At 40.5% G+C, this 20,320-nt stretch carries 26 protein-coding genes; 13 read left to right on the top strand and 13 right to left on the bottom strand.

Going from position 1 to position 20,320, the window contains the following annotated elements:
• Positions 1-4: 4 nt before the first annotated feature.
• The 3 genes from CH354_RS15025 to CH354_RS15015 are packed head-to-tail and all read right to left on the bottom strand — an operon-like array spanning position 5 to position 1,356.
• Positions 5-337, bottom strand: a complete 333-nt coding sequence (locus tag CH354_RS15025) for an LBF_4227 family protein (RefSeq protein ID WP_100727714.1) — start codon at positions 335-337, stop codon at positions 5-7.
• Positions 338-622, bottom strand: coding sequence for a DUF883 family protein (locus CH354_RS15020; protein WP_100720452.1), 285 nt, complete (start codon positions 620-622; stop codon positions 338-340).
• 8 nt (positions 623-630) lie between these two features.
• A complete protein-coding gene (locus tag CH354_RS15015) occupies positions 631-1,356 on the bottom strand; it encodes a response regulator transcription factor (protein WP_012476707.1) in 726 nt (241 codons plus the stop codon).
• Between the two features lie 58 nt (positions 1,357-1,414).
• Here CH354_RS15015 and CH354_RS15010 point away from each other — a divergent pair, with 58 nt between their 5' ends.
• Positions 1,415-1,831: a DUF4279 domain-containing protein gene (locus CH354_RS15010; RefSeq protein WP_100727713.1), complete on the top strand. Its 417-nt coding sequence runs from the start codon at positions 1,415-1,417 to the stop codon at positions 1,829-1,831.
• On the opposite strand, the gene CH354_RS15005 is transcribed toward CH354_RS15010, so the two are convergent.
• Complete coding sequence (locus CH354_RS15005) at positions 1,800-2,159, bottom strand: hypothetical protein (RefSeq protein ID WP_100727712.1); 360 nt, start codon at positions 2,157-2,159, stop codon at positions 1,800-1,802. The genes CH354_RS15010 and CH354_RS15005 overlap by 32 nt on opposite strands.
• A gap of 12 nt (positions 2,160-2,171) precedes the next feature.
• On the opposite strand from CH354_RS15005, the gene CH354_RS15000 reads away from it, so the two are divergent.
• The gene (locus CH354_RS15000) at positions 2,172-3,143 is read left to right on the top strand and encodes an amino acid--tRNA ligase-related protein (RefSeq protein ID WP_100727711.1); all 972 of its coding nucleotides are present in this window, start codon (positions 2,172-2,174) and stop codon (positions 3,141-3,143) included.
• A 5-nt stretch (positions 3,144-3,148) separates the two neighbouring features.
• On the opposite strand, the gene CH354_RS14995 is transcribed toward CH354_RS15000, so the two are convergent.
• Positions 3,149-3,541 (bottom strand): LA_2478/LA_2722/LA_4182 family protein, encoded by a 393-nt coding sequence (locus CH354_RS14995; RefSeq protein ID WP_100727710.1) that lies wholly within the window; start codon positions 3,539-3,541, stop codon positions 3,149-3,151.
• A gap of 90 nt (positions 3,542-3,631) precedes the next feature.
• Between CH354_RS14995 and CH354_RS14990 the strand changes: the two genes are divergently transcribed.
• The 6 genes from CH354_RS14990 (at position 3,632) to CH354_RS14965 (ending at position 6,925) form a co-directional block, all read left to right on the top strand.
• Positions 3,632-4,216, top strand: a complete 585-nt coding sequence (locus CH354_RS14990; protein WP_100727765.1) for a DUF6935 domain-containing protein — start codon at positions 3,632-3,634, stop codon at positions 4,214-4,216.
• On the top strand, positions 4,217-5,029 hold the full coding sequence (locus CH354_RS14985; protein ID WP_100727709.1) for a ZIP family metal transporter: 813 nt from the start codon (positions 4,217-4,219) through the stop codon (positions 5,027-5,029).
• A gap of 5 nt (positions 5,030-5,034) precedes the next feature.
• Entirely contained in the window at positions 5,035-5,640 is a 606-nt protein-coding gene (locus CH354_RS14980) for an LBF_2127 family putative lipoprotein (protein ID WP_125172476.1), read from the top strand.
• Positions 5,607-5,924 (top strand): hypothetical protein, encoded by a 318-nt coding sequence (locus CH354_RS18480; RefSeq protein WP_243396110.1) that lies wholly within the window; start codon positions 5,607-5,609, stop codon positions 5,922-5,924. The genes CH354_RS14980 and CH354_RS18480 overlap by 34 nt, the downstream gene beginning before the upstream one ends.
• Before the next feature lie 306 nt (positions 5,925-6,230).
• Positions 6,231-6,521, top strand: a complete 291-nt coding sequence (locus tag CH354_RS14970) for a hypothetical protein (protein WP_243396109.1) — start codon at positions 6,231-6,233, stop codon at positions 6,519-6,521.
• A complete protein-coding gene (locus tag CH354_RS14965) occupies positions 6,521-6,925 on the top strand; it encodes a hypothetical protein (RefSeq protein WP_100715837.1) in 405 nt (134 codons plus the stop codon). Before CH354_RS14970 ends, CH354_RS14965 begins: the two co-directional genes overlap by 1 nt.
• Positions 6,926-7,071: 146 nt before the next feature.
• Here the strand turns inward: CH354_RS14965 and CH354_RS14960 are convergent, their stop codons facing one another.
• Positions 7,072-8,826 carry an alginate export family protein gene (locus CH354_RS14960; RefSeq protein WP_100727707.1) on the bottom strand — a complete coding sequence of 585 codons (1,755 nt, stop codon included), beginning with the start codon at positions 8,824-8,826 and terminating at the stop codon, positions 7,072-7,074.
• Positions 8,827-9,225: 399 nt separating this feature from the next.
• Positions 9,226-10,248, bottom strand: coding sequence for a zinc-dependent alcohol dehydrogenase family protein (locus CH354_RS14955; RefSeq protein ID WP_100727706.1), 1,023 nt, complete (start codon positions 10,246-10,248; stop codon positions 9,226-9,228).
• Between the two features lie 92 nt (positions 10,249-10,340).
• Between CH354_RS14955 and CH354_RS14950 the strand changes: the two genes are divergently transcribed.
• Genes CH354_RS14950 through CH354_RS14940 form a run of 3 tightly spaced genes read left to right on the top strand, consistent with a single transcriptional unit; the run spans position 10,341 to position 13,091 of the window.
• A complete protein-coding gene (locus tag CH354_RS14950) occupies positions 10,341-11,150 on the top strand; it encodes an SDR family NAD(P)-dependent oxidoreductase (protein WP_100727705.1) in 810 nt (269 codons plus the stop codon).
• A gap of 34 nt (positions 11,151-11,184) precedes the next feature.
• Positions 11,185-12,003 (top strand): DUF1295 domain-containing protein, encoded by an 819-nt coding sequence (locus tag CH354_RS14945; protein ID WP_100727704.1) that lies wholly within the window; start codon positions 11,185-11,187, stop codon positions 12,001-12,003.
• 17 nt (positions 12,004-12,020) lie between these two features.
• Positions 12,021-13,091 carry an SAM-dependent methyltransferase gene (locus CH354_RS14940; RefSeq protein WP_100727703.1) on the top strand — a complete coding sequence of 357 codons (1,071 nt, stop codon included), beginning with the start codon at positions 12,021-12,023 and terminating at the stop codon, positions 13,089-13,091.
• Here CH354_RS14940 and CH354_RS14935 read toward each other — a convergent pair.
• Positions 13,070-14,668, bottom strand: a complete 1,599-nt coding sequence (locus CH354_RS14935) for a DEAD/DEAH box helicase (protein ID WP_100716043.1) — start codon at positions 14,666-14,668, stop codon at positions 13,070-13,072. The genes CH354_RS14940 and CH354_RS14935 overlap by 22 nt on opposite strands.
• A 69-nt stretch (positions 14,669-14,737) precedes the next feature.
• Positions 14,738-16,399, bottom strand: coding sequence for a hybrid sensor histidine kinase/response regulator (locus CH354_RS14930; protein WP_100727702.1), 1,662 nt, complete (start codon positions 16,397-16,399; stop codon positions 14,738-14,740).
• A gap of 68 nt (positions 16,400-16,467) precedes the next feature.
• Between CH354_RS14930 and msrB the strand changes: the two genes are divergently transcribed.
• On the top strand, positions 16,468-16,995 hold the full coding sequence (gene msrB, locus CH354_RS14925) for a peptide-methionine (R)-S-oxide reductase MsrB (RefSeq protein ID WP_100727701.1): 528 nt from the start codon (positions 16,468-16,470) through the stop codon (positions 16,993-16,995).
• Between the two features lie 3 nt (positions 16,996-16,998).
• Here msrB and CH354_RS14920 read toward each other — a convergent pair whose 3' ends face one another.
• The 4 genes from CH354_RS14920 to CH354_RS14905 form a co-directional block, all read right to left on the bottom strand.
• Positions 16,999-17,784, bottom strand: a complete 786-nt coding sequence (locus tag CH354_RS14920; RefSeq protein WP_100715845.1) for a hypothetical protein — start codon at positions 17,782-17,784, stop codon at positions 16,999-17,001.
• A 3-nt stretch (positions 17,785-17,787) separates the two neighbouring features.
• On the bottom strand, positions 17,788-17,994 hold the full coding sequence (locus CH354_RS14915; RefSeq protein ID WP_004787999.1) for a hypothetical protein: 207 nt from the start codon (positions 17,992-17,994) through the stop codon (positions 17,788-17,790).
• Between the two features lie 83 nt (positions 17,995-18,077).
• Positions 18,078-18,635, bottom strand: a complete 558-nt coding sequence (locus CH354_RS14910) for a hypothetical protein (RefSeq protein ID WP_100727700.1) — start codon at positions 18,633-18,635, stop codon at positions 18,078-18,080.
• Positions 18,619-19,683 carry a KamA family radical SAM protein gene (locus CH354_RS14905; protein WP_100727699.1) on the bottom strand — a complete coding sequence of 355 codons (1,065 nt, stop codon included), beginning with the start codon at positions 19,681-19,683 and terminating at the stop codon, positions 18,619-18,621. The genes CH354_RS14910 and CH354_RS14905 overlap by 17 nt, the downstream gene beginning before the upstream one ends.
• Before the next feature lie 68 nt (positions 19,684-19,751).
• On the opposite strand from CH354_RS14905, the gene efp reads away from it, so the two are divergent.
• Positions 19,752-20,318, top strand: a complete 567-nt coding sequence (efp, locus tag CH354_RS14900) for an elongation factor P (protein WP_100715848.1) — start codon at positions 19,752-19,754, stop codon at positions 20,316-20,318.
• Positions 20,319-20,320 lie beyond the last annotated feature (2 nt).

The following is a 20,320-nucleotide window of genomic DNA, read 5'->3' as shown; positions in this document are numbered from 1 at the left end:
CAAATTATTTACGGAAGACAAAGGATAAAAAGAGGATTGCAAAAACTAAAAATCCAAATCCAGTTCCGAAACTGGCAAGGATGGGATCTCCAGCGGCTAAAAACTTTTGGATACTTAGGAATATTCCGTACGAAGTGTACAGTAGACCAAGAAAGATAAGAAAAAGAGCAGTGAATACCCAAACCGTTTTTTTAACAAATTTTTGTACATAAAATTGTACGTTTTTTTGTAAATATATCACCATCACTTCGACGTATGATACAAGTTTGGCGATGAATTCTTCGAAGGTGGCTTTTAAACCACCTTTTTTGCGTTGTTTAGAGTGTTTTTGATCCAATTATTTCTTCTTAAAAAACCAACCAAGGGCAAGGCCAAGACCAAGTCCAACTCCAAAACCAATGACAGCTGCTTTTTGTGGATTTTCTTTTACATAGGAACCCACATTATCGATCACTTCTTTGGCACGAATGGATGCTTCTTCGCTTGCTTTTCCTAACTTTTGTTTGATGTCACTTACTTGTTCCATATACTTCTCCTTGGCTCTTTGTTCAATTTCCTTGGCTTTTTTCTCATACAACTTAATTTCGTCGATGAGGGACTTTTCTTTTTTCACTTCTTCCATAACGTATGTTAGTCTGGTACAACTATGTTTTCAAAATTGTCTGTGAAACGATATCCAATTCCCCAAATGGTTTCGATCCATTCTGGTTGTGCAGAATTTTTTTCCAGTTTGGAACGAATGCGTTTGATATGGCTATCAATCATCCTTTCAAAACCATCCCATTCCACTCCCCAAACTGATTCCAAAATCATTTCACGAGAAAATACTTTTCCTGGTGAACCAGCGAGTAGTTGTAAAATGTCAAATTCTTTACGGGAGATGTTGATGATGTTTTCGTTTAACGTAACACGACGACGAATGGAATCAATTTTTAAAGCACCACGAATGATTTCACCCGCTTGGCCCACATTTGGTTTGATTCCAATTTTTTTATCCCAACGTCTAAAAAAAACGTCAACACGAGTTTTGAGTTCCCGAACGGAAAAAGGTTTTGTGATGTAATCATCAGCACCTAACTCGAGTCCCATGATCCTATCAATTTCTTCCGTTCTGGCAGAAAGGATAAAAATTGGAGTACTTTCGTCTGATTTCCGAATGCTACGGCAAATTTCCATACCATCGATGTCTGGAAGTGAAAGGTCAAGAATCACTAAATCAGGATGATTGGATTTATAAAATTTCAATCCATCTTCGCCATTTTCAAAAACGGAGGTGGTGTAGTGAGCAGAATCGAGAGATTTCCGGATTAGGTTCCCGATGTCCGGATCGTCCTCAATTACCAAAATATTTTTCATGTTTTTCCCTTGAGTTCTTTCTCAATTTGGTTCTTGTAGTAGAAAAAAAAAGTAAAAAATGGAATCGGGAACACAAAGAGAACTAAAATCGTGGGCAATGTTTGCCATCACAGGAACAAGGCTACGACCCTTGGAAGTGACGGAAAAATTAGGCCTAACTCCCGACTATTACCATGGTGGGGATGTAAAAGACATCGAAAATATGACAATTCCGAGTCATTGGCAGCTCAATTCTAAGTTAGGACCTGAGTTCTCTGCCCAAGATCATATTTGGGACATTCTAAAAACACTGGGACCCGTTCGTAAAGAACTGAAAGAGTTCACAGAAAACTTTACTTCTACGATTTACGTCTCGGTTGAGTTTGCTTCTGAGTTTACCAAAGGGATCACACTCGACAGAAGGACGATGCTTTTGTTAGGTGAAATGGGAGTCGAATTAGAAATTATCCCTTGGGAACTCGGTGGGACTCCCTGAGGATTGCCTCGCTTGGGAATACCAATCGGATGAGTCCAAATCGTTTGAGGTAATGGTAACTGGATAGGGTGAGACCATTCAAAACCAAAACTCGTTTTTTCAATCGAAGGTCCCTTGCCATATTTAAGAGTTTGGTGAGAAGGGTAATGGGTAGATAGGGTAAATTGGAAAGGTCCATTTGGATATGGGATCTGGTTTGGAAAAATAACATATGCATCACAGAGTCCAATTCTTCTTCCATCTCCGCATGTACTTCTTTGGTGGAGATGACAATTTCATAGGCATTTTGGATTTCCCTTACATTTAGGTATTTTGTTTTTTTTGCCATCGGAGGTTAGGTTTGCACGTTCTACCAAAAGAGACACTCATTTTTCGTTCGAGAGTTTTACAAACCGTAAGAGAGATTCTCTCACGAAATGAATTTTTGGAAGTGGATACTCCCACTCTGAAGCCCATCGTTGGTATGGAACCATACCTCGATCCATTTGAAGTGCGTTCTCCCTCTGGAAAAGAAAAGGGTTATCTCATCACTTCTCCCGAGTACAGCTTAAAACAAATGATGGCTACGGGCCTACCTCGAATCTTTGAGTTGGCACACACTTACAGGTCAGGGGAAGTGGGAAGTTCGTACCATACAAAAGAGTTTCTCATGTTAGAACTCTATGCAGAAGGAATGGATGATGAAGTGCTTCTACACTTTATCGAAACATTTTTACGAGAACTGATTTTTACAGTTGGGATACCAAAACTCCACAACCAATTGTCCAAACCAGGATTTATCCGACGTTTTTCAGTACAGTCCGTGTTTCTCATCCACCTGGGGCATGGATTTGAAAAAGAAAATTTGATTCCAACGATCATCAAACAAAAGTTAACCTCTGCTTCCTTTGAGGAATTACAAACTTGGCAGTATGAAGATTTGTTCTTTTTGGTGTTTTTAAATTGTATCGAACCGAAACTAGGGGAAGGGATTGTCTTTTTGTACGATTACCCACCGGAATGTGCCGCTCTTGCCCGAATTGAGAAGGGAGTTGCCAAACGATTTGAAATTTATTGGGATGGACTCGAACTTGCGAATGCCTTTTATGAATTGAATGACCCAAACGAACAACGAAAACGATTTGCAGACGAACAAACGTTACGTGCCAAACTCGGAAAAGAAGTATTCCCAATGGATGAGGATTTTTTAGAGGCACTCGGAAATGGATTTCCCAATTGTTCGGGGATTTCCATTGGGATGGACAGACTCATCTTAAAACTTTTGGGGAAAAACGGACTCAGAGAAGTGAGCCCGTATTGGATGGAATTGTAAAAGTTTTATTCTTCTTCGGATTGGAACTTCTCACACGCTGGTGGGATTTTTCCTTCTTCTAATTCAGCACAGGAAAACGCTGCCATTTCCTTTGTGCATTGTTTCATGTCTTCTATGTCTTGTTTGGTGAGTTTTCTGGTTGGTTTTTCGTTACTTGGTTTTTGGCCTTCTACTATGTATTGTTTGTAACGAGATTCACAGACATTGCCATTCACAAATTGGGATTCAACCATCTTCCTTTGTTCTGGTGGAAGGTCTTTTAATTTTTCTTTCATACATTCCGAAGTTTTGGCACACATTTTTTTGGAAAGGGCTTGGAATTCTTTTGCGTCCTTTAATGTTTGTGAGGTGATGATGAAGGGGAAACATAAAAATAGGAAAAGAGAAATTTTTTTCATAAAAATAACATATCCCTTTTCGGCCGCTGGTAAAGAAAAAATTTAGAAAAAGGATTGCATCCAAAGGAAATCAAAGGAAGATTTTCGCCCATGAAACGAATTGTAACATTACTTCTAGTCTCGTTTACCGTATCCCTTGTGGCTCAAAATTTGACAGAACGAACACCTGTCAGTTTTTCCTCAGAACCAAGCACAATTGAAGAATTCAAATCCATCCAAGCGACAACCGCCACAACTCCAGAAGGTGGAGTTGCCATTTTAGTCCTTGCCATTTCTCTCTACGGAAAAAATCCAGAATTAGGAAGAAAGGCGGTGGTACTTTCTGTCATTTCCAAAAACAGACAAAAATCGAACAAACCAACAGCGATTGATGGAGTGGATTTAGGAGGAAGTGATTCCTATCTGCTTGGGCAACTTGACAAATACAAAATGTTACCAAATGGGTATTGGAAAGGAGCAGAACCGTCTAACGGGTATACGCCGAATCTCCCACTCACTGTCGAAACTTACACCAATCCTTATTCAGGGGAAGAGTCTTCCGGAAGGATCAAACTCTTTGTTGCCACAAAAGGTGCTTCCAGTTACCGTCCTGTGACTGTGGAAAAAGATTCAGACGGACTTTGGCGTGCCAAAGAAATGAGTTCATTGTATGTAGGGATGATGCCCGCCAAATAGATGTTTATCGATCTACTTTCACTCCATCCAGTGGTTTTGGCACTTCTTGCCACTGGGTTTACTTGGTTTTGTACAGCTTTTGGGGCTGGGTTTGTGTTTTTCTTTCGTACAGTGCCAAGGCCTGTATTTAATGCGATGCTTGGTTTTGCTTCGGGCATTATGATTGCTGCCAGTTTTTGGTCACTCTTACTCCCTTCTATAGAACTTTCGGAAAACGCTGGCGGGCCTGCTTGGTTCCATGTAAGCCTTGGGTTTTTGTCTGGTGGACTTTCTTTGTTTGGTCTCCACAAACTCCTTCCCCATTTACACGTTGGTTTGGAAGAAAACCGACTCGAAGGGGGGAAGTCATCTTTCCAGAGGAGTTTGTTACTCATCCTTGCCATCACTTTGCATAATATCCCGGAAGGGCTTGCGGTAGGTGTCGCCTTTGGCGCCTTAGGTGATGGATTTGCTTACGAAGCTCTTATGGCGGCAGTGGTGGTTGCCTTTGGAATTGGGATCCAAAATATCCCCGAAGGAGCTGCTGTTTCCATACCACTCCTTCGAGAAGGGTATAGTGCCAAAAAAAGTTTTTGGTATGGCCAACTTTCTGGTTTTGTGGAACCCATTGGTGGACTTCTCGGAGCGGCCCTTGTGTTTTATGTGGAAAGTATCCTTCCGTTTGCTCTTTCTTTTGCGGCAGGAGCCATGATCTTTGTGGTGGTGGAAGAACTGATTCCAGAATCACACACAGAAAAAGAAACAGAAATGTCTACACTCGGTGCGATGTTTGGATTTGTGCTCATGATGGCTTTGGATGTCGGATTAGGGTGAAGGTGATGATACAAATGTTAAATGGTAATCAAATTACAAGTAACCTGGTTTTCTTTCTTTTTATTTCCTGTGCGATTGATATCAAACAAGTTCCGCAACCCAGAGAATCAGAAAATACCATTTATCCTTTTATAAACCAAGCAGTTTACATTGGCAAGTTTGAAGTTTTTACTTCTGATAGTGTCAATTATACAAAGGCTTGGAAGTATACTTTTAAATCTATCCTAAAGAACAATCGAGTTAGCAACCAAGTGTTAGATGTCTCTACCGATCGAAATGTGAATGAGGAAATGGACAAGTACCTGATTGATATTGAGGTGTATCCAAATTTTGAATCAAACTTTAATATGTGGAAAACTTGGCCTGCATTTTGGCCATTAACAGGATACTGGCCAATACAAGTGCGTAACGCCACATACGAGGTAAAACTTTTATGTAAAATTTCGGTGAACGGTGTCACACGCACCAATATGGAAATCATCGAAAATGTGAAAAAAACGATAGAAATTTATGGATTTTATCGCACCAGTGAAATCGAATCCATGATTGAAGTTGCCAATTTGAAAGTAATGGACCGATGCGCAAAAGAAATCATAAATCATTTACAATAAATTTACTTTTGTTATTCGGAGCTTGTATCTCCATACCTGAAACTCCAAAAAATGACAAGGAAGAATGTGTTGCTCAGTATTTTCATGCGAAACGTCAAATGCGAGAAATTCAAATTGAAAATAGGAATTTTACGACAGCGATTTCAGCTATATCGTTTGGTGTTGGTTTTTGGACAGGCCCAGTTGGATTCACACCAATGTTGGTATTGCCATACACGCAGTATCAAAATAAAAAGGCAGCGGATTTGATTCAAAGTGAATATGAGTCCAATTATTGCAATTGATCATGAGTTTACTGTATGAGAGTCATTTTAATTCAATGTCTACATGGAATCAATCAGTGATTTTATACAGTATGATTACCCTGTTCGATCTCTCTCCCTCCTAACAAAAGAACTTCTTTCGCAATTTTAGATAACGCTTGTCAATGGGAATGCATTTTTTTACAATTGCCCTCTAACGACAGTTCTGTACAATGAATCGTGATTGAGAGTTTTATGAAATCTAAAATCGTTTTGAGTCTTCTATTCCTTCTCCTACAATGTGCTAATACTTCGTATTACCAAACTTAGGGAAAACAAAAAGTCCGTTTGAATGGGTATACCAAAGAAGAAGGATACCAAAAAATCCATTCCTTCAATTTTACCTACACAAGAGTGTATTTATTTTGGGGACTGTCCAATGTGAGGGACCAAACTTTGGATGAATTTTTCTCCGAAATCTACTTAAAATATCCCAATGCCCATGTTGGAGATTTAAAAATCACTGAGGAATATGAATTTATGGATGGGATTTACGATTTGATTACAGTCGGAATTGTTAGGCCTTATTCAGTCCACATTCGTGGAAATCTTTATGCGTCAAACAAAGGTGGCAACTAATGAAGTTTTCCTTTCACAAAATCGCACTTTTTTTACTATTTTGTTTTTCTATTTTCCTTACTGGTTGTGCAACTTACCGGTATGAACTGACAGATACCAAAATCCCTGTTAGTTTTTCCAATGAGCTTGAACCAAACGAAAAGTACCGACCTTTCCACATCGAAGTAAAACTCTCCTGGTATTTGTTTGATACGCAAGCCATCGACACACTCCAGTTAGATGAAATATTCCGAGAAGAACTCCCAAATGCCAAAAAAATTGTGAACCTTCGGATAGAGTCGAAAGAAAATGTTGCCGACTCTGTGATCCGAACGCTCACAACAGGAGCACAAGTTTTGTTTGCTTCTAACAGAGCTTTGTACTCTCGCCGAACCATCATTATAGAAGGTTTGGTTGTGGAATAGGTGGGTAAAAAGGATTATAAAAGAGAAGGATTGTATTTCGATATTCTTTTACTTATCCACCTTCGGTTAATGACCATCTTACATCATAATCTATGTAAGATGGTGAGTAGTTTTTTATCCTTTCTCCCGCTACCTAGATTTCTTTTTTAAAACTGTGCCGTTACCATTAGATACGCAAACTGTGCAGTTTTTGAAAACTGATTTGTATATACATTAGCATTTACGGTTCGGTCATTCACTTTGTTTTGGATCGCATCTCCCGCAAAAATCATACTGTACCCGCCTTCGATCAGAATGTTTTTGAAAGGAAGATTGTATTTTACATCCACTTCACGAAAGAGGGAACGACCTAACATAGAAACTGGTCGATTGTTCCCAGTACCATTTTCTGTCAACACTTGGCTTACATCGTATTGGTTATTGGCAATGGATTCAGTACTCGCACCCGATTTGGCATTTCCAACTAAGTCATACCAACTATCTTGTAATTTGTGTTTTTCGATGGCAAAATAATCGATTCGGAATGTTCCATAAGATTCAGTGGCATAACTTATATTCACAGATTTTGATTTCATATTCACCCAACTGACTTGGTCAGCCATTCCATAGAAAAAATGGTTTGTGTGAAAAAGGTTTTGGAAGGATGCAATTGAACCATCTGTGCGATTGGGATCACCACTACCCACATCATAAGCGACTCCCATTCTTACTTTAGAGATCGTATAACCAATGTCAGCACCAAAGGCGAAGGTTTTATAACGTTCTTTTTCGCGGTATAAATTTTGTTGGTATGTTGTACTCGTGAGTGGATCAACCAAACTCACATTGGTTTGGAAACTGTCCCACTTGGGAGTAATATTCCTACCTGTAGTCCCTGTTTGGGTAGCATATTCAAAGGAATAGTCAATTGCTTGAAGTGCTTTTTTACTGGCTTGCGTTTTGTTGGTAACTCGGATTCCATATGTATGGAGTACATCCCATCGTCCCGCACGTGTATTTGGATTTCCCACCTCTCCTGTGGTAAGGACAAGGGAATTGTTTGTGCGAAGGTATTCTTTTTGTAATCCCAAATAATACAGATCAATATGCAAATAATCAGATGGTTTGAGTGTATTGTAAAAACCTGTGAAGTACGAATCACCTAACTCTTGTCTTTGTGCATCGATTTTTGGCGTACACACTTTTGTGCCGTTGTATGGACAATCAAGGTAAGTATTGTATTGAGATTTTACTCCAAAATTGGTTGTATTACCTGCAATATCCGAATGGCGTTCGCTTACTGAGGTGACAAAAAGATGTGAAGAAAAGAATTTGTCTTCCCATTTGAAACGAAGTCCATCAAAACTCCTCCCAACATTTGTCCAATCAAGAGAACCCACCAATCGTTCATCACCATAACGCAAAATTTGACGACCAGCTTGTACGTGTAAGGGGAGACCAAAATTATTTTTACTCTCTATATACGCTTCTCTTACATCTGTACTTTGCCTTGTCCCATCATTGGCAGTTGCTATTCCCGTTAATGATCCTTTTTCAGCACCCCATAACCGGCTATCTTGGAACGTGACTTTGGCAATGACATCTTTTGTGAATTCTTTTTGGACAAAGAACTGTATCTTTTGTCCTGTAAAATCGACATTGTCATTTGTATTCCGATTAAAATCAAAATTATACTTCATCTCTGGTCGAAAACGAACAAGTGCACCAGCACTAAATCCATCTGACCAAGTGGGCGGAGGACTTGGTTTTGGTTCTTGGATGGGTTGAATGGAAGGACTTGGATTCGGACTGGGAGCAGTTGGACTTGTCCCATTCGGTTCCGTTGTGGGTGTTGTGGTTTGAGCAGAGATTGGATACCCAGTTGCCAAAAGGATTAAAAATAAAAAGAAAGATCTTCGCATGATTCATTATCAAAAGACCACTTGGGGTCTTCTCCTATGCGATTAGCGAATGCAAGAATCGTACAGATTGGAGGAAAAAAGTTTAAAAAATCTTTTTATCTAATAATATATGGACATTATGTACGTTTCTTTGGAATCTTTGGATTGGTTTGTTAAAAAGAACTCCAACAAAGAGTCTTTTCGTTCATCAAAATGTTCTAATTCACTCAATTATGTGTATGTCTTGTACGGATTGTAATGGTAGAAAATCCATCTCTTCACCGATGGATTGGCGTCTCAGGTGAAGGCGGGGAAGTAGCTAGGAAGTCCTCCGACAATTCTCTAAAAACACACCAATCTATAAATAGTTTGGTGTCTTCCAAGGATATGCTATTTTCTTACCTCACTTAAAAAACCCTCTCATTCCCAATTCACCACCACCTTTCCAAAATGTTTTCCCGTTTGCAGATACTCTAACGCTTCCGGAACTTCTTTCCAACCGAACACTTTGTCCACTACAGGCTTCATTTTGTTTTGTTCGATGGCTCGGTTCATACGCGTAAAGTCACTACGGTTTCCCACAATCACCCCTTGTACTTTCACACCTTGCATGAGGATGGGATAGAGTGATAAACTCGACTCACCACCGGCAAGGACACCGATGAGAGCAATGGTCCCGTAGGGTTTCACACTCATCATCGACTTTTGCATGGTGCCAGCACCACCCACTTCAATGATAAGATCAGCCCCTGCCATTTTGGTGTGTTTTCGGACATCCCGTTCCCAATTGGTCTTCGTGGCATAATTGATGGTTTCATCAGCACCTAAGGTTTTGGCCCGAGCCAATTTTTCGTCACTAGAGGAAGTGATGATGACACGAGCTCCCATCATCTTGGCAAATTGTAGGGCAAATAAAGAAACACCACCCGTGCCAAGGCAAAGTACGTCACTCCCAGGTTCGATCCCACCAAAATTCACTACTGCATTATAAGCAGTAAGACCAGCACATCCCAGTGTGGCCGCTTCTTTGTCTGTTAGATGGCTTGGGGTTGCGACCAGTCCTTCTTCGGAAAATTTTCCATAATGCGCCAAACACCCGTCATTTGGTCCACCTAAGGTTGAACGCAGATTGTCCATATTGGGTGCTCCATCGAACCACTTTTGGGCAAAGATGGGAAGGACTCGGTCTCCTTTTTTCCAGAGTGTGACCTCAGATCCAACAGCTTCCACAACACCAGCACCATCCGAACAAGGGATGAGTGGGAGTTTTTGCCTAGGGTTGTAAGTCCCAATCACCATTAAATAATCACGATAATTCAGTGAAGTCGCTGTTAGGCGAACAAGTACTTCTTTGGGTGCAAGTGTTTCCGGTATTTCACGTTCTGTTTCTTTTAAATTTTGGATCCCAAAATTGCCTTGGATTTCCCATACTTTGTTTCCCATCAAAACTCTACCCACTCAAATTGAAAATTCACTCGTCAGATACTCACCGCAGGTTTTCCTTTGTCGAGTGGGAATTGAAGGGAAAGGGTAGTATGAAAAAAGAATTTTGGAACGATACTGTCGTAATGATCACTGGTGCATCCAGTGGAATCGGAAAGGCCTTACTCGAAGAACTCGCTGTTTTCCCATGCCAATTGGTGCTTTTGGCAAGGCGAGCAGGAGACATCCCCGAACCAACGGCAAAACACAAAGACACAATCCTCCACAGGGTCACATGTGACTTATCCGACCCAAGTTCTGTACAAGATGCCATTGATTGGATCTCCAAACGAATCGAACGTGTGGATGTCCTGTTTAATAACGCAGGTATCACAGCCCATGGTCGGTTTGATTCCCTCTCGATGGAAGTGTACCAGAAGACCTTCGCTACCAATTTTTTTGGTCCCGTCCAGTTCATCAAAGGTCTCCTTCCCTTGGTGACAAGAGCCAAAGGCAATATTGTTACCACCTCAACTGTCTCTGCTTTGTATGGAGTGCCTGGGCGCGCTGCTTACTCAGCTTCCAAGTCAGCACTGCATGCGGCACTCGAATCCCTTCGCATTGAAAGTCTCGATTTGGGAATTGGTGTTTCACTCGTTTGTGTCCCTTATACGGACACGGCACTCCGCACTTCTGGTCTTGCTTCCGATGGGAAACTTCTCACCGAAGCTCCTGCCAAAGGCAAACGAAAGTCGGCTAAAGAAGTGGCCCATGTTCTCATGGAGGTTGCAAAGGACAAAGAAGCAAGGCTTGTGACGTTCAATTTGAGCGGTAAGTTTTTAGAATGGATGCGATTTTTCTCTCCCAAGTTTTTAGAAAAAATTCTCTATAAAAAACTCTACGACGACTTCAAAACACATTGAACCCCGTCTAAACCAAGGTAGAGGAAAAACCCACTTGGACAATATTTTAGTTCCGTATCTAACAGCTGTTATTTTTACATTTTGTTTTATGACTCTTATGTGGTTTTGGGGAAAAACCCGAGACAATTACGCTGTCATTGATGTGGGTTGGGGACTTGTGATTGCGGGTATCGCCACTGTCCTTTCTTATTTTGGAAAAGGGACTCTCGCTGCAAAATTAGTTGTCCTCATCCCAGTGTGGGTTTGGGCGATTCGGTTATCGGGGTTTTTGTATTTCACAAGGATCCGCACAAACCACCCAGAAGACAAACGTTATGCTGGGTTTCGGAAAGACTATGGAGACAAAGTCCATAGTAAAATGTTTACCAATGTTTTTTTATTACAAGGGGCTTTAGCACTTCTCTTATCATTTCCCTTTTACTTTGCCTCTCAGTGGAATTTGTTTCCGAATGTAGGATTATTTGGTCCGAATGGAACTCTGATGGTTTGGATTGGTTGGATTTTGTTTGTGTTTGGAGTCGTGGGGGAAACCATCGCGGACAAAGACTTACACAAATTCTTATCCGTTCAGGCAAACAAAGGTAAGGTGTGTAATGTGGGACTTTGGAAGTACACAAGACACCCCAATTACTTTTTTGAATGGGTGATTTGGCTTGGGATTGGAGTGATTCCCATCCTTTCCACACCAGAAGCAATGGCTTCTCTTTTCACTCCTGTCTTTATGTTTGTGTTGTTACGATTTGTATCCGGTGTCCCATTTGCTGAAAAATATTCACTTCAGTCGAAAGGAGATTTATTTCGCGAGTACATGCGCACCACAAACGCATTTTTCCCTTGGTTTCCAAAACAATAAATAAAAAAGGATAAAACATGAATTTCACTGATTCTAACAAAAAGGAAGAGTCATCTTCGTTTAGTATCAACTCACTTTTAGAAAAGGATATTTTCCCGGATTGGCTCATTCGTTTCCGTATCCGGCAGTTACTTGATCTCCGCATCAAACAAGAGCGTAAAGAAAATGCCACCGCACAACTAACGCATAAAATGAATTATGTGAATTCACTTAAAAATTCACCCATTGCAGTGCATACAGATGCAGCAAACGAACAACATTACGAAGTTCCAAGTGAATTTTTTACCTATGTGATGGGGCCGAGGATGAAATATTCATCTGGGTATTGGCCAACACTGGATACTAGTTTTGCCGAATCGGAAGAAGAGATGTTACGCATCACTGTGGAACGAGCTGAGATAAAAAATGGGATGCGTGTCCTAGATCTCGGTTGTGGTTGGGGTAGTATCTCTCTTTATATTGCTGAAAAATTTCCAAAATGTAAAGTAACAGGTGTTTCCAATTCCCGTACCCAAAAAGAATTCATCGACAAACGTGCCAAAGAACGAGGATTAAAAAACCTCACCATCATCACCAAAGACATGAATGAGTTCACCACAAAAGACAAGTTCGATCGCATTGTGTCTGTGGAAATGTTAGAACACATGAAAAACTATGAGAAACTCTTTGAAAAATTATCCAAGTTTCTTGTGGCAGATGGAAAGTTTTTTGTACACATCTTCACACATAAAGAATTTGCATATCCCTTTGAAGTGATTGATGAAACGGACTGGATGGCGAAGTATTTTTTTACAGGTGGGCAGATGCCATCTGATGATTTGTTTTTGTACTTCCAAAAGGACTTTCTCATTGAAAACCACTGGGTGGTCAATGGAACCCATTATGCAAGAACATCTGAAGCTTGGTATGAAAACATGATCGAAAACAAGGATAAACTAATGCCTATCCTTGCGAGTACTTACGGCGAAAAAGAAAAAACCAAATGGTTTGTCTATTGGAAAGTTTTCTTTCTCGCCTGTGCAGAGTTATGGGGTTATCGAAACGGAGAAGAGTGGTTTGTGAGCCACTACTTGTTTCGAAAACGCTGAGTTTTTTTCCCAGCCGCTTTTACATACACTCCACCTTCTTTTTTGGAAGAGGATGAGGTACTGGAACGGCGGCTACTTTCTCCACCACGTTCTTTTCTTTCTCCGCGGTCACTTCTTTCGCCACGTTCGCTACGATCACTGTTAGACCTTCCACCACGGTAACCACCGCGACTTCCCGATCCACCACCATCGTCACGACGACGTCTGCCACCACCAGAACCACCACCAGGAGGCATTTCGCTCCATTCCGCTGGGGTTTTTCCGATTTTTTCAGGCCCACTGATTTTCGCTTTATCGAGCATGTTGGAAAGGAGTTTTAAAGCCACAGAACGTTTGTCGTCTAACTTCAAAAGTTTTTCCAATACTTCTTCAGCATCGGCATGGATTTCGGTTTCGACAATTTTGTTCAGGAAATCTTCTTCTCGTCTTGCAAGTACTTCTTTTTTAGTTGGAAGTGCCGCAATCGTAAGGTTTGTTCCCGAAGTTCCTTTGAGGCGAAGTAGGGCTCTTGATTCTCTTGTGGTCACAAGAGTCACAGCCTTTCCTGATTTTCCAGCACGGCCAGTACGACCAATTCGGTGCGTATAACTTTCACTATCAAATGGAAGGTGGTAGTTGATCACAAGAGACAAATCTTTTACGTCAAGACCACGTGCTGCAACGTCAGTTGCCACAAGGATTTTCACTCGGCCATCATGTAGGCTTTTTAAAACTTGTTCTCTCTGTTTTTGGTTTAAGTCTCCATGAAGAGCCTCAACTGGATATCCTTTGAAACTTAGGGTTGCTTTTAGATCATCAGCTTCTTTTTTCGTTTTTGTGAAAATGATTGCCTTATATGGGTTCTCATAATCCAAAATGCGCACAACAGCAATTTCACGTTCTGCTTCATCGATTATGTAGTACACTTGTTCGATGTTTTTAGAAGATTTCTCTGTAGGAGCGATCTTTACGTGAGCAGGGTGTGTTTGGTATTTACTCGCCAATTTTTTAATTGGTTCGGGCATTGTTGCAGAAAATAATAATGTTTGGCGTTTGGTGGGAAGTAAGTTAAAGATGGATTCGATATCATCCATAAATCCCATATCAAGCATTTCATCTGCTTCGTCTAAAATCACCATTGATGGTTTGAAATTTTTAAGTTCCTTACCTTTTAATAGGTCAAGGAGTCTGCCAGGAGTTGCGACAGCAACTTGGGCACCTTTTGCCACTTGAGTGATTTGTTTAGAATAGGAACTACCGCCGTAAATCGTGGTGGTTTTGATTCCTAAATGTTTTCCCAGTTTGTACAATTCATCTGATACTTGCAATGCAAGTTCCCGAGTGGGTGTAAGGACAAGCACTTGCATGCCTTCTTCCACATTGATTCGGTTCAAACAGGGGAGTCCGTAAGCTGCAGTTTTTCCGGTTCCGGTCTGCGCTTGTGCGATTAAATCTTTTCCTTCCAATACGAGCGGAATCGCTTGTTTTTGGATAGGGCTTGGTGATTCGAAGCCTGCTTCAGTGATTCCTTGTAGTATTTCAGGACGTAATCCGAAGGATTGGAAGTCATTTCCAACTTCGGTGTCATTCTTAGTCATGGAAATAGGATACAATAAAAAAACGGCCTAAAAAAGAAAGGGAAAAACTACCATACCTCCCAAGGAACGTTACGGGTGTTTTTTGGCGATTTCTGCCAAATGGGAGTACAATTCTTCTTTTAAATAGGGTTTGGGCATAAAGTACTCGAACCCAGAGTTTAAAATATGTTCTTTTTCTTCTGGCATACAGAGACCTGTACAAGCAAACAAAATGGGTCTCGTTTTTTCGGAGGAAAGAGCCTTCGCAATCTCTGTTCCATGTTTTCCAGGCATCTCGATGTCAAGAAAGGCAATGTCAAATTGATCCGATCCTAAAATCCTTTCCGTTTCGATCCCGTTATTTGCCTCTACAATATCAAAAGGCAGTGGTTTTAAGTAATTTTTCAAAACCTTTCGGTTCAGTTCATTGTCATCTGCGATGAGAACTTTTTTGCGAGAGCTAAACTGGGGGAGATAAGAATCATTATGGTTTGTAAGATTTTTTTGTCCAGGTGATAATTCTTCCCGTTTCCAAACGGTAGGAATTTTGACTTTGAATGTACTACCTTCACCAACTTTAGATTCTACATTGATTTCTCCATTCATCTCCTCTAACGACAGTTTGACGATTGACAAACCCAGGCCAGAACCCGAAATTTCACAACCTTCAGGAACAAATTCATTGTATTTTTGGAAGAGTCGGTCTTTGATCTCTGGTGAAATCCCAGGGCCTGTGTCTTTGATTTCTATGATTAAATTGGCATTTTCATCTGCTTTTGTTTCTAAGTAAACATGACAATCAACAGAACCATGGTGAGTGAATTTGACAGCATTCGCTGTTAGGTTCCAAATGATTTTTTCTAATTTTCGTTTGTCAGAGAGTAGGTATACCGTTTCTGAAATTTCATTTTTCAACTGGAATTCTATTTTTTTTCGTTTGGTTTCTTGTTTGAAAAAATTATGGTACACTTCCAAACATTGGCTTAGATGGAACCATTCGTTATTTAAGACTGAGGCATTTTCTTCTAATCGAGATAACTCAATCGTATCGTTTACTAAATTGAGGATCACTTCACCTGCATTTTTGATATGGTCCACATAATGATGAATGGATTCTGGAATGGGTTGTTCCCGGATCATTTCCGACATTCCAAGAAGGGAATTTAAAGGATTACGAATGTCATGGCTAATGGCTGCGATAAAATCTCGTTTGGCAGCGTTTGCTCGTTCTGCTGATCTTTTTTCAATTTCAAGTTTGTCGCGGTCTTTGCGCATTTGCAAAAGTCGAACCGTTTGTTTTCCAAGAAGGCGTAACATCTGTAATTGTTCTTCGTTCAGTTCTCTTGGTTTGTTATCAATGACACAAAGAGTTCCCAATTTGATTTGGTCATCTAAGGCAAGTGGGATCCCTGCATAAAAAATCACATTGGGATCCCCATTCACGAGGGGATTGTTTTTGAATCGATTGTCACGTTTTGCATTGGGAATCACAAACAGTTCATCTCCCAAAATGGCATGGGAACAAAAGGCTAGGGAACGTGGAGTTTCCCTGGCTTTTAATCCATGGTGGGATTTGAACCATTGTCTGGTTTCATCAATGAGACTCACAAGAGAGATCGGAGCATCACAGATCATCGAAGCAAGTTTGGTAATTTCATCGAACATTTCCTCTTCAGGAGTGTCGAGAATCTCAAGGCCTTTTAGGGCGGAGAGTCTTGCGGCCTCATTTTTTGGCAAGGGAGCGATCTGCATAATCGTTTAGACGAAAGGATTTTCATATAAATGAAAGTAAAAATTCAAAATCTCATAGTCTAACTTCCATGAAACGAAATGTAGTGGTTTCTTCCCTTTCTGTCCTGGTTTTGACATTGTTCACTTCGTTCTGTTGTTCTCCAAAGGCTACAGAAAAGGCAAAAAAACCAGAAAATCCCGAGTTACGTAAAAAACTGACCGACCTTCAATACCGTGTAACACAAGAAGACGAAACAGAACCCCCTTTTCAAAATGAATACTGGAACAATCATGAAGATGGGATCTATGTCGACATCGTCTCCAAAGAACCACTTTTTAGTTCCAAGGACAAATTTGAATCAGGAACAGGATGGCCAAGTTTTACCAAACCACTTGTGAAATCCAATGTTGTCGAAATTGAAGACAATTCCTATGGAATGATACGAACAGAAGTTAGGTCAAAATTAGGAGATTCGCATTTGGGGCATGTATTTGATGATGGTCCAAAACCCACTGGCAAACGGTATTGTATGAATTCGGCTTCGATGGAATTTATACCCAAATCAAAACTGAAAGAAAGAGGGTATGATTCTTTTTTAAAAGAATTTAATCCGTAAAAATTATGCCCAAAGGTTCATCATAAACTCTTCGTCATTTCGTAATGAGATGAGTTTGTATTTGGTTTCGTGGATGTCTTCTCTCGAAACATCACGTTTCCAACGAATGTCAACTTTTAGTTTCCGCACTTTGGTTTGTAATTCGAGTAATTCCCAAATGGGAGCTTCTAATTCCTTTCTGTACAAATTGGTAAAGAGGGGAACAAGTTGGTCAGGGGTGTCCATTTTCAAAAGTTCAATATGAGTGAGGTCTTCGATATTTTGTAAGGCCCAAATGTGTAATGTGAGGGTTGTGATTCGTTCCAATTGGGCAATTTCATCTTTTACATTGCGTGTCACTTGTTGTTTGAAAAACCGAATGCGTTTTTCTAAGTACTGGATGAGGTCTGACTTTGGGATCTCACGTTCCTTCCATTTGTCCCAATCGGCTTTTAGGTCTTCAAAAATCCCTTCCCCAAAAAATACGGAGGATGCTTCGAGTAGTTGTACCGATCCCGGTTCTGAAATTTTCAGTCGGTGGCGAAGGGAATCGGCGTCCCCTGCAATCATGTTCACAGGGGCCACATCTTCTAATTTTTGTAAGGCTCTGGAAATGGAATCAATGAATTGTGACTTCATTTGGTCGGTCGAATGGGCCACTAGGTAAAAATTTAAATCGGAGTCATGGTGGTAATCCCCACGTTCTCTGGATCCATAAAATAGAATTTGGTAGGGTTTTGTGGATGGGATGAGTTCAAGTTCATCCAAGACCTGTGCATAGAGATTGGGGTTTAGTGCTTCAAATTCCATATTTCATTCAAAGTATAATTTCATTCGAGATAGGTTTTCCAATATGGCTTTAAAAGCACGATCGCGTTCTTCTTTGCCTGGGAAAGGGAGTGACTTTACATTGTTTAAGTCTTGGTAAATGATTTCGATAGAAGGTTGGTTTGGATTTTTTTTGATCGATGCAACATAGTCCAAATTGATCACTTCCGATTCGCCAAGTTTTAACCACATAAAATTTCTCCTCAAAGCCTAACGGTGGCTTTCCATTTGCCTAATCTTTTTTTATCAAAATTCTCCTCTTTCGGAAAAATCGACTAGTACACTTCCAAGGACCCAAGGATCAGGTTGTGAAAAGATTTTGCTAATTCTTTGGGTGAATCTGTTTTTTTTGTGGAAGATTCAAAAACGAGTAAAAAACCATTGTGGATTCCTTCCCATCGGAGGTAAAACTCTCCCTCTGGCATATGATACACTTGGACACTACATTTTTTTGGACCCCAAACAAAATAAGATACTTCGGGATTTTGTGTTTCGTCTTTGAAAAAATAACGGAACTGGGATTGGTTTTCTCTGTCCGTGGAAGACAACCGTAACCATATAAATTCATTTGTCTCGGAAAATAAAATTTTGTATTGGTTCCCGGTTCCAAAAAGGGAAGTGGATTCTTTCAGTTCAAAATTTTCTTTGTTCACCCAGACGGCATGGTAGGTTAGTCGTAGTTCCTTTGTTAGTGGAAGATTTTGTTTTGGTTCTTTTAATGTTTGGTTCTGTTTATCTTCTTTCGGAATCACAACAGGACTTGTTGATTTGCAATCTCCAAACATAAGATGGATCAAAATCAAAAAGAAAAATGGTTTAATGGCCCACTTCATATTCATCTCCTAAATAATTTTGAAAGAGGTATCCATTCTCTGTTTTTTTTTGTAAATACTTCGGTGATAATAAAACTTTTCCACCACCACCAGTTAGGTCTTTTACATAATTAGGGATTGTGATCCCTGAGTGGTGGCCACGAAGTTTACGATAAATCTCTATCCCTTTTTCCATAGGTACAACAAAATCAGAACTTCCAAAAACTTCATCACATTGGTGGAGGTAATAAGGTTTGATTCCGATGGATATCAGTTTGTAATTTAAGTCAGATAAAATTTCAGCGTCATCATTAATTCCAGATAACAAAACGGATTGGTTAAAAACGGATACATGCCCTTCTTTAATCATTCGCATAACATAAAATTTCGTTTCTTCTGAAATTTCATTGGGATGGTTAAAATGAGTGACCATGTAAAGTGGGAAGTGTTTGGAAAACACAGAATTTAAACTTTCGGTGAGCCGCATGGGCATGGTCACTGGGTGACGAGTGTGGATTCGGATTTGGTTCAAATGAGGGATTTGTTTGAGTTCCGAAAGCAGTGTATCCAAAGTCGAATCAGAAAGGGTGAGTGGGTCACCTCCAGAGAGGATCACTTCCCGGAGTTTAGTTTGTGTGCGAAAGTAATCCAAAGCTTTTCCCCATTCCATACGATTGGGAGTTTCTTCTGGATCGGAGACCTTTCGTTTCCGTGTACAAAAACGGCAGTACACCGCACAAACATGAGAGATGTACCAGATCGCACGGTCAGGGTAACGGTGGGTCACACCTTTCACAGGCATATGTGTTTCCTCAGCTAGCGGGTCATCAGTTTCATTGGGTTTGCGAACTAGTTCCCCCGCCCGAGGTAGGATTTGTTTGCGGATAGGACAATGGGGGTTGTTTTTGTCCAATTGTTGTAAATAATAGGGAGTGACTGCAAATTGGAACCTTTCATAGGCGCGTGCAAAGGAATCCCTTTCTTCCTCTGTGAGAGTGATTTCTTTTTCCAAATCCGCTAAGGTAGTGATGCGGTTTTGCAATTGCCATTTCCAATCGGACCAAGTCATGACTTATGACCATACTTCGGTTGACACTATGCCAAGTCCCTCGGATTTTGTTTACGAGTAACGAAATTATGAACTTAGGCATTACAGAAGTAAAAAAAGGGATGATCCTCAAGATTGAGAATGAGCTTTATTCCGTCGTCAAAACAGAATTTGTGAACCCAGGAAAGGGTTCTGCTTTTATCCGCACCAAACTCAAAAACATTGTCCGTGATTCTTCCATTGAAAGAACCTTCAAAGCAGCAGAGAAATTGGAAAGTGTGGATTTGGAACGTCGTAAGATGCAGTATTGTTACGCAGACGGTGACCAAATCATTTTTATGGACGTCAACGATTACGAACAGATCCCTGTTTCAAAAGACTATGTGGAAGACATCCTTCCCTTTATGAAAGAAGAAACACCAGTGGAAGTTTCTTTTTATAATGACAAACCAATTGGAGTCACACCTCCGAACTTTGCTATTTTGGAAGTGACTTACGCAGAAGACGGATTAAAAGGTGACACCACTGGTCTAGCTCTCAAACGAGTGACTGTAGAAACGGGTGGCGAAGTCCAAGTACCGATCTTTATCAAACAAGGGGATACGGTGAAAATCGATCTTCGTGATTTGAGTTACGTGGAGCGCGTTAACAAATAGAT

Origin of the sequence: Leptospira levettii (genome assembly GCF_002812085.1) — a bacterium.
Lineage (GTDB): Bacteria > Spirochaetota > Leptospiria > Leptospirales > Leptospiraceae > Leptospira_A > Leptospira_A levettii.
The sequence above is the reverse complement of the archived record's forward strand: the minus strand, read 5'-3'. Positions and strand labels throughout refer to the sequence as shown.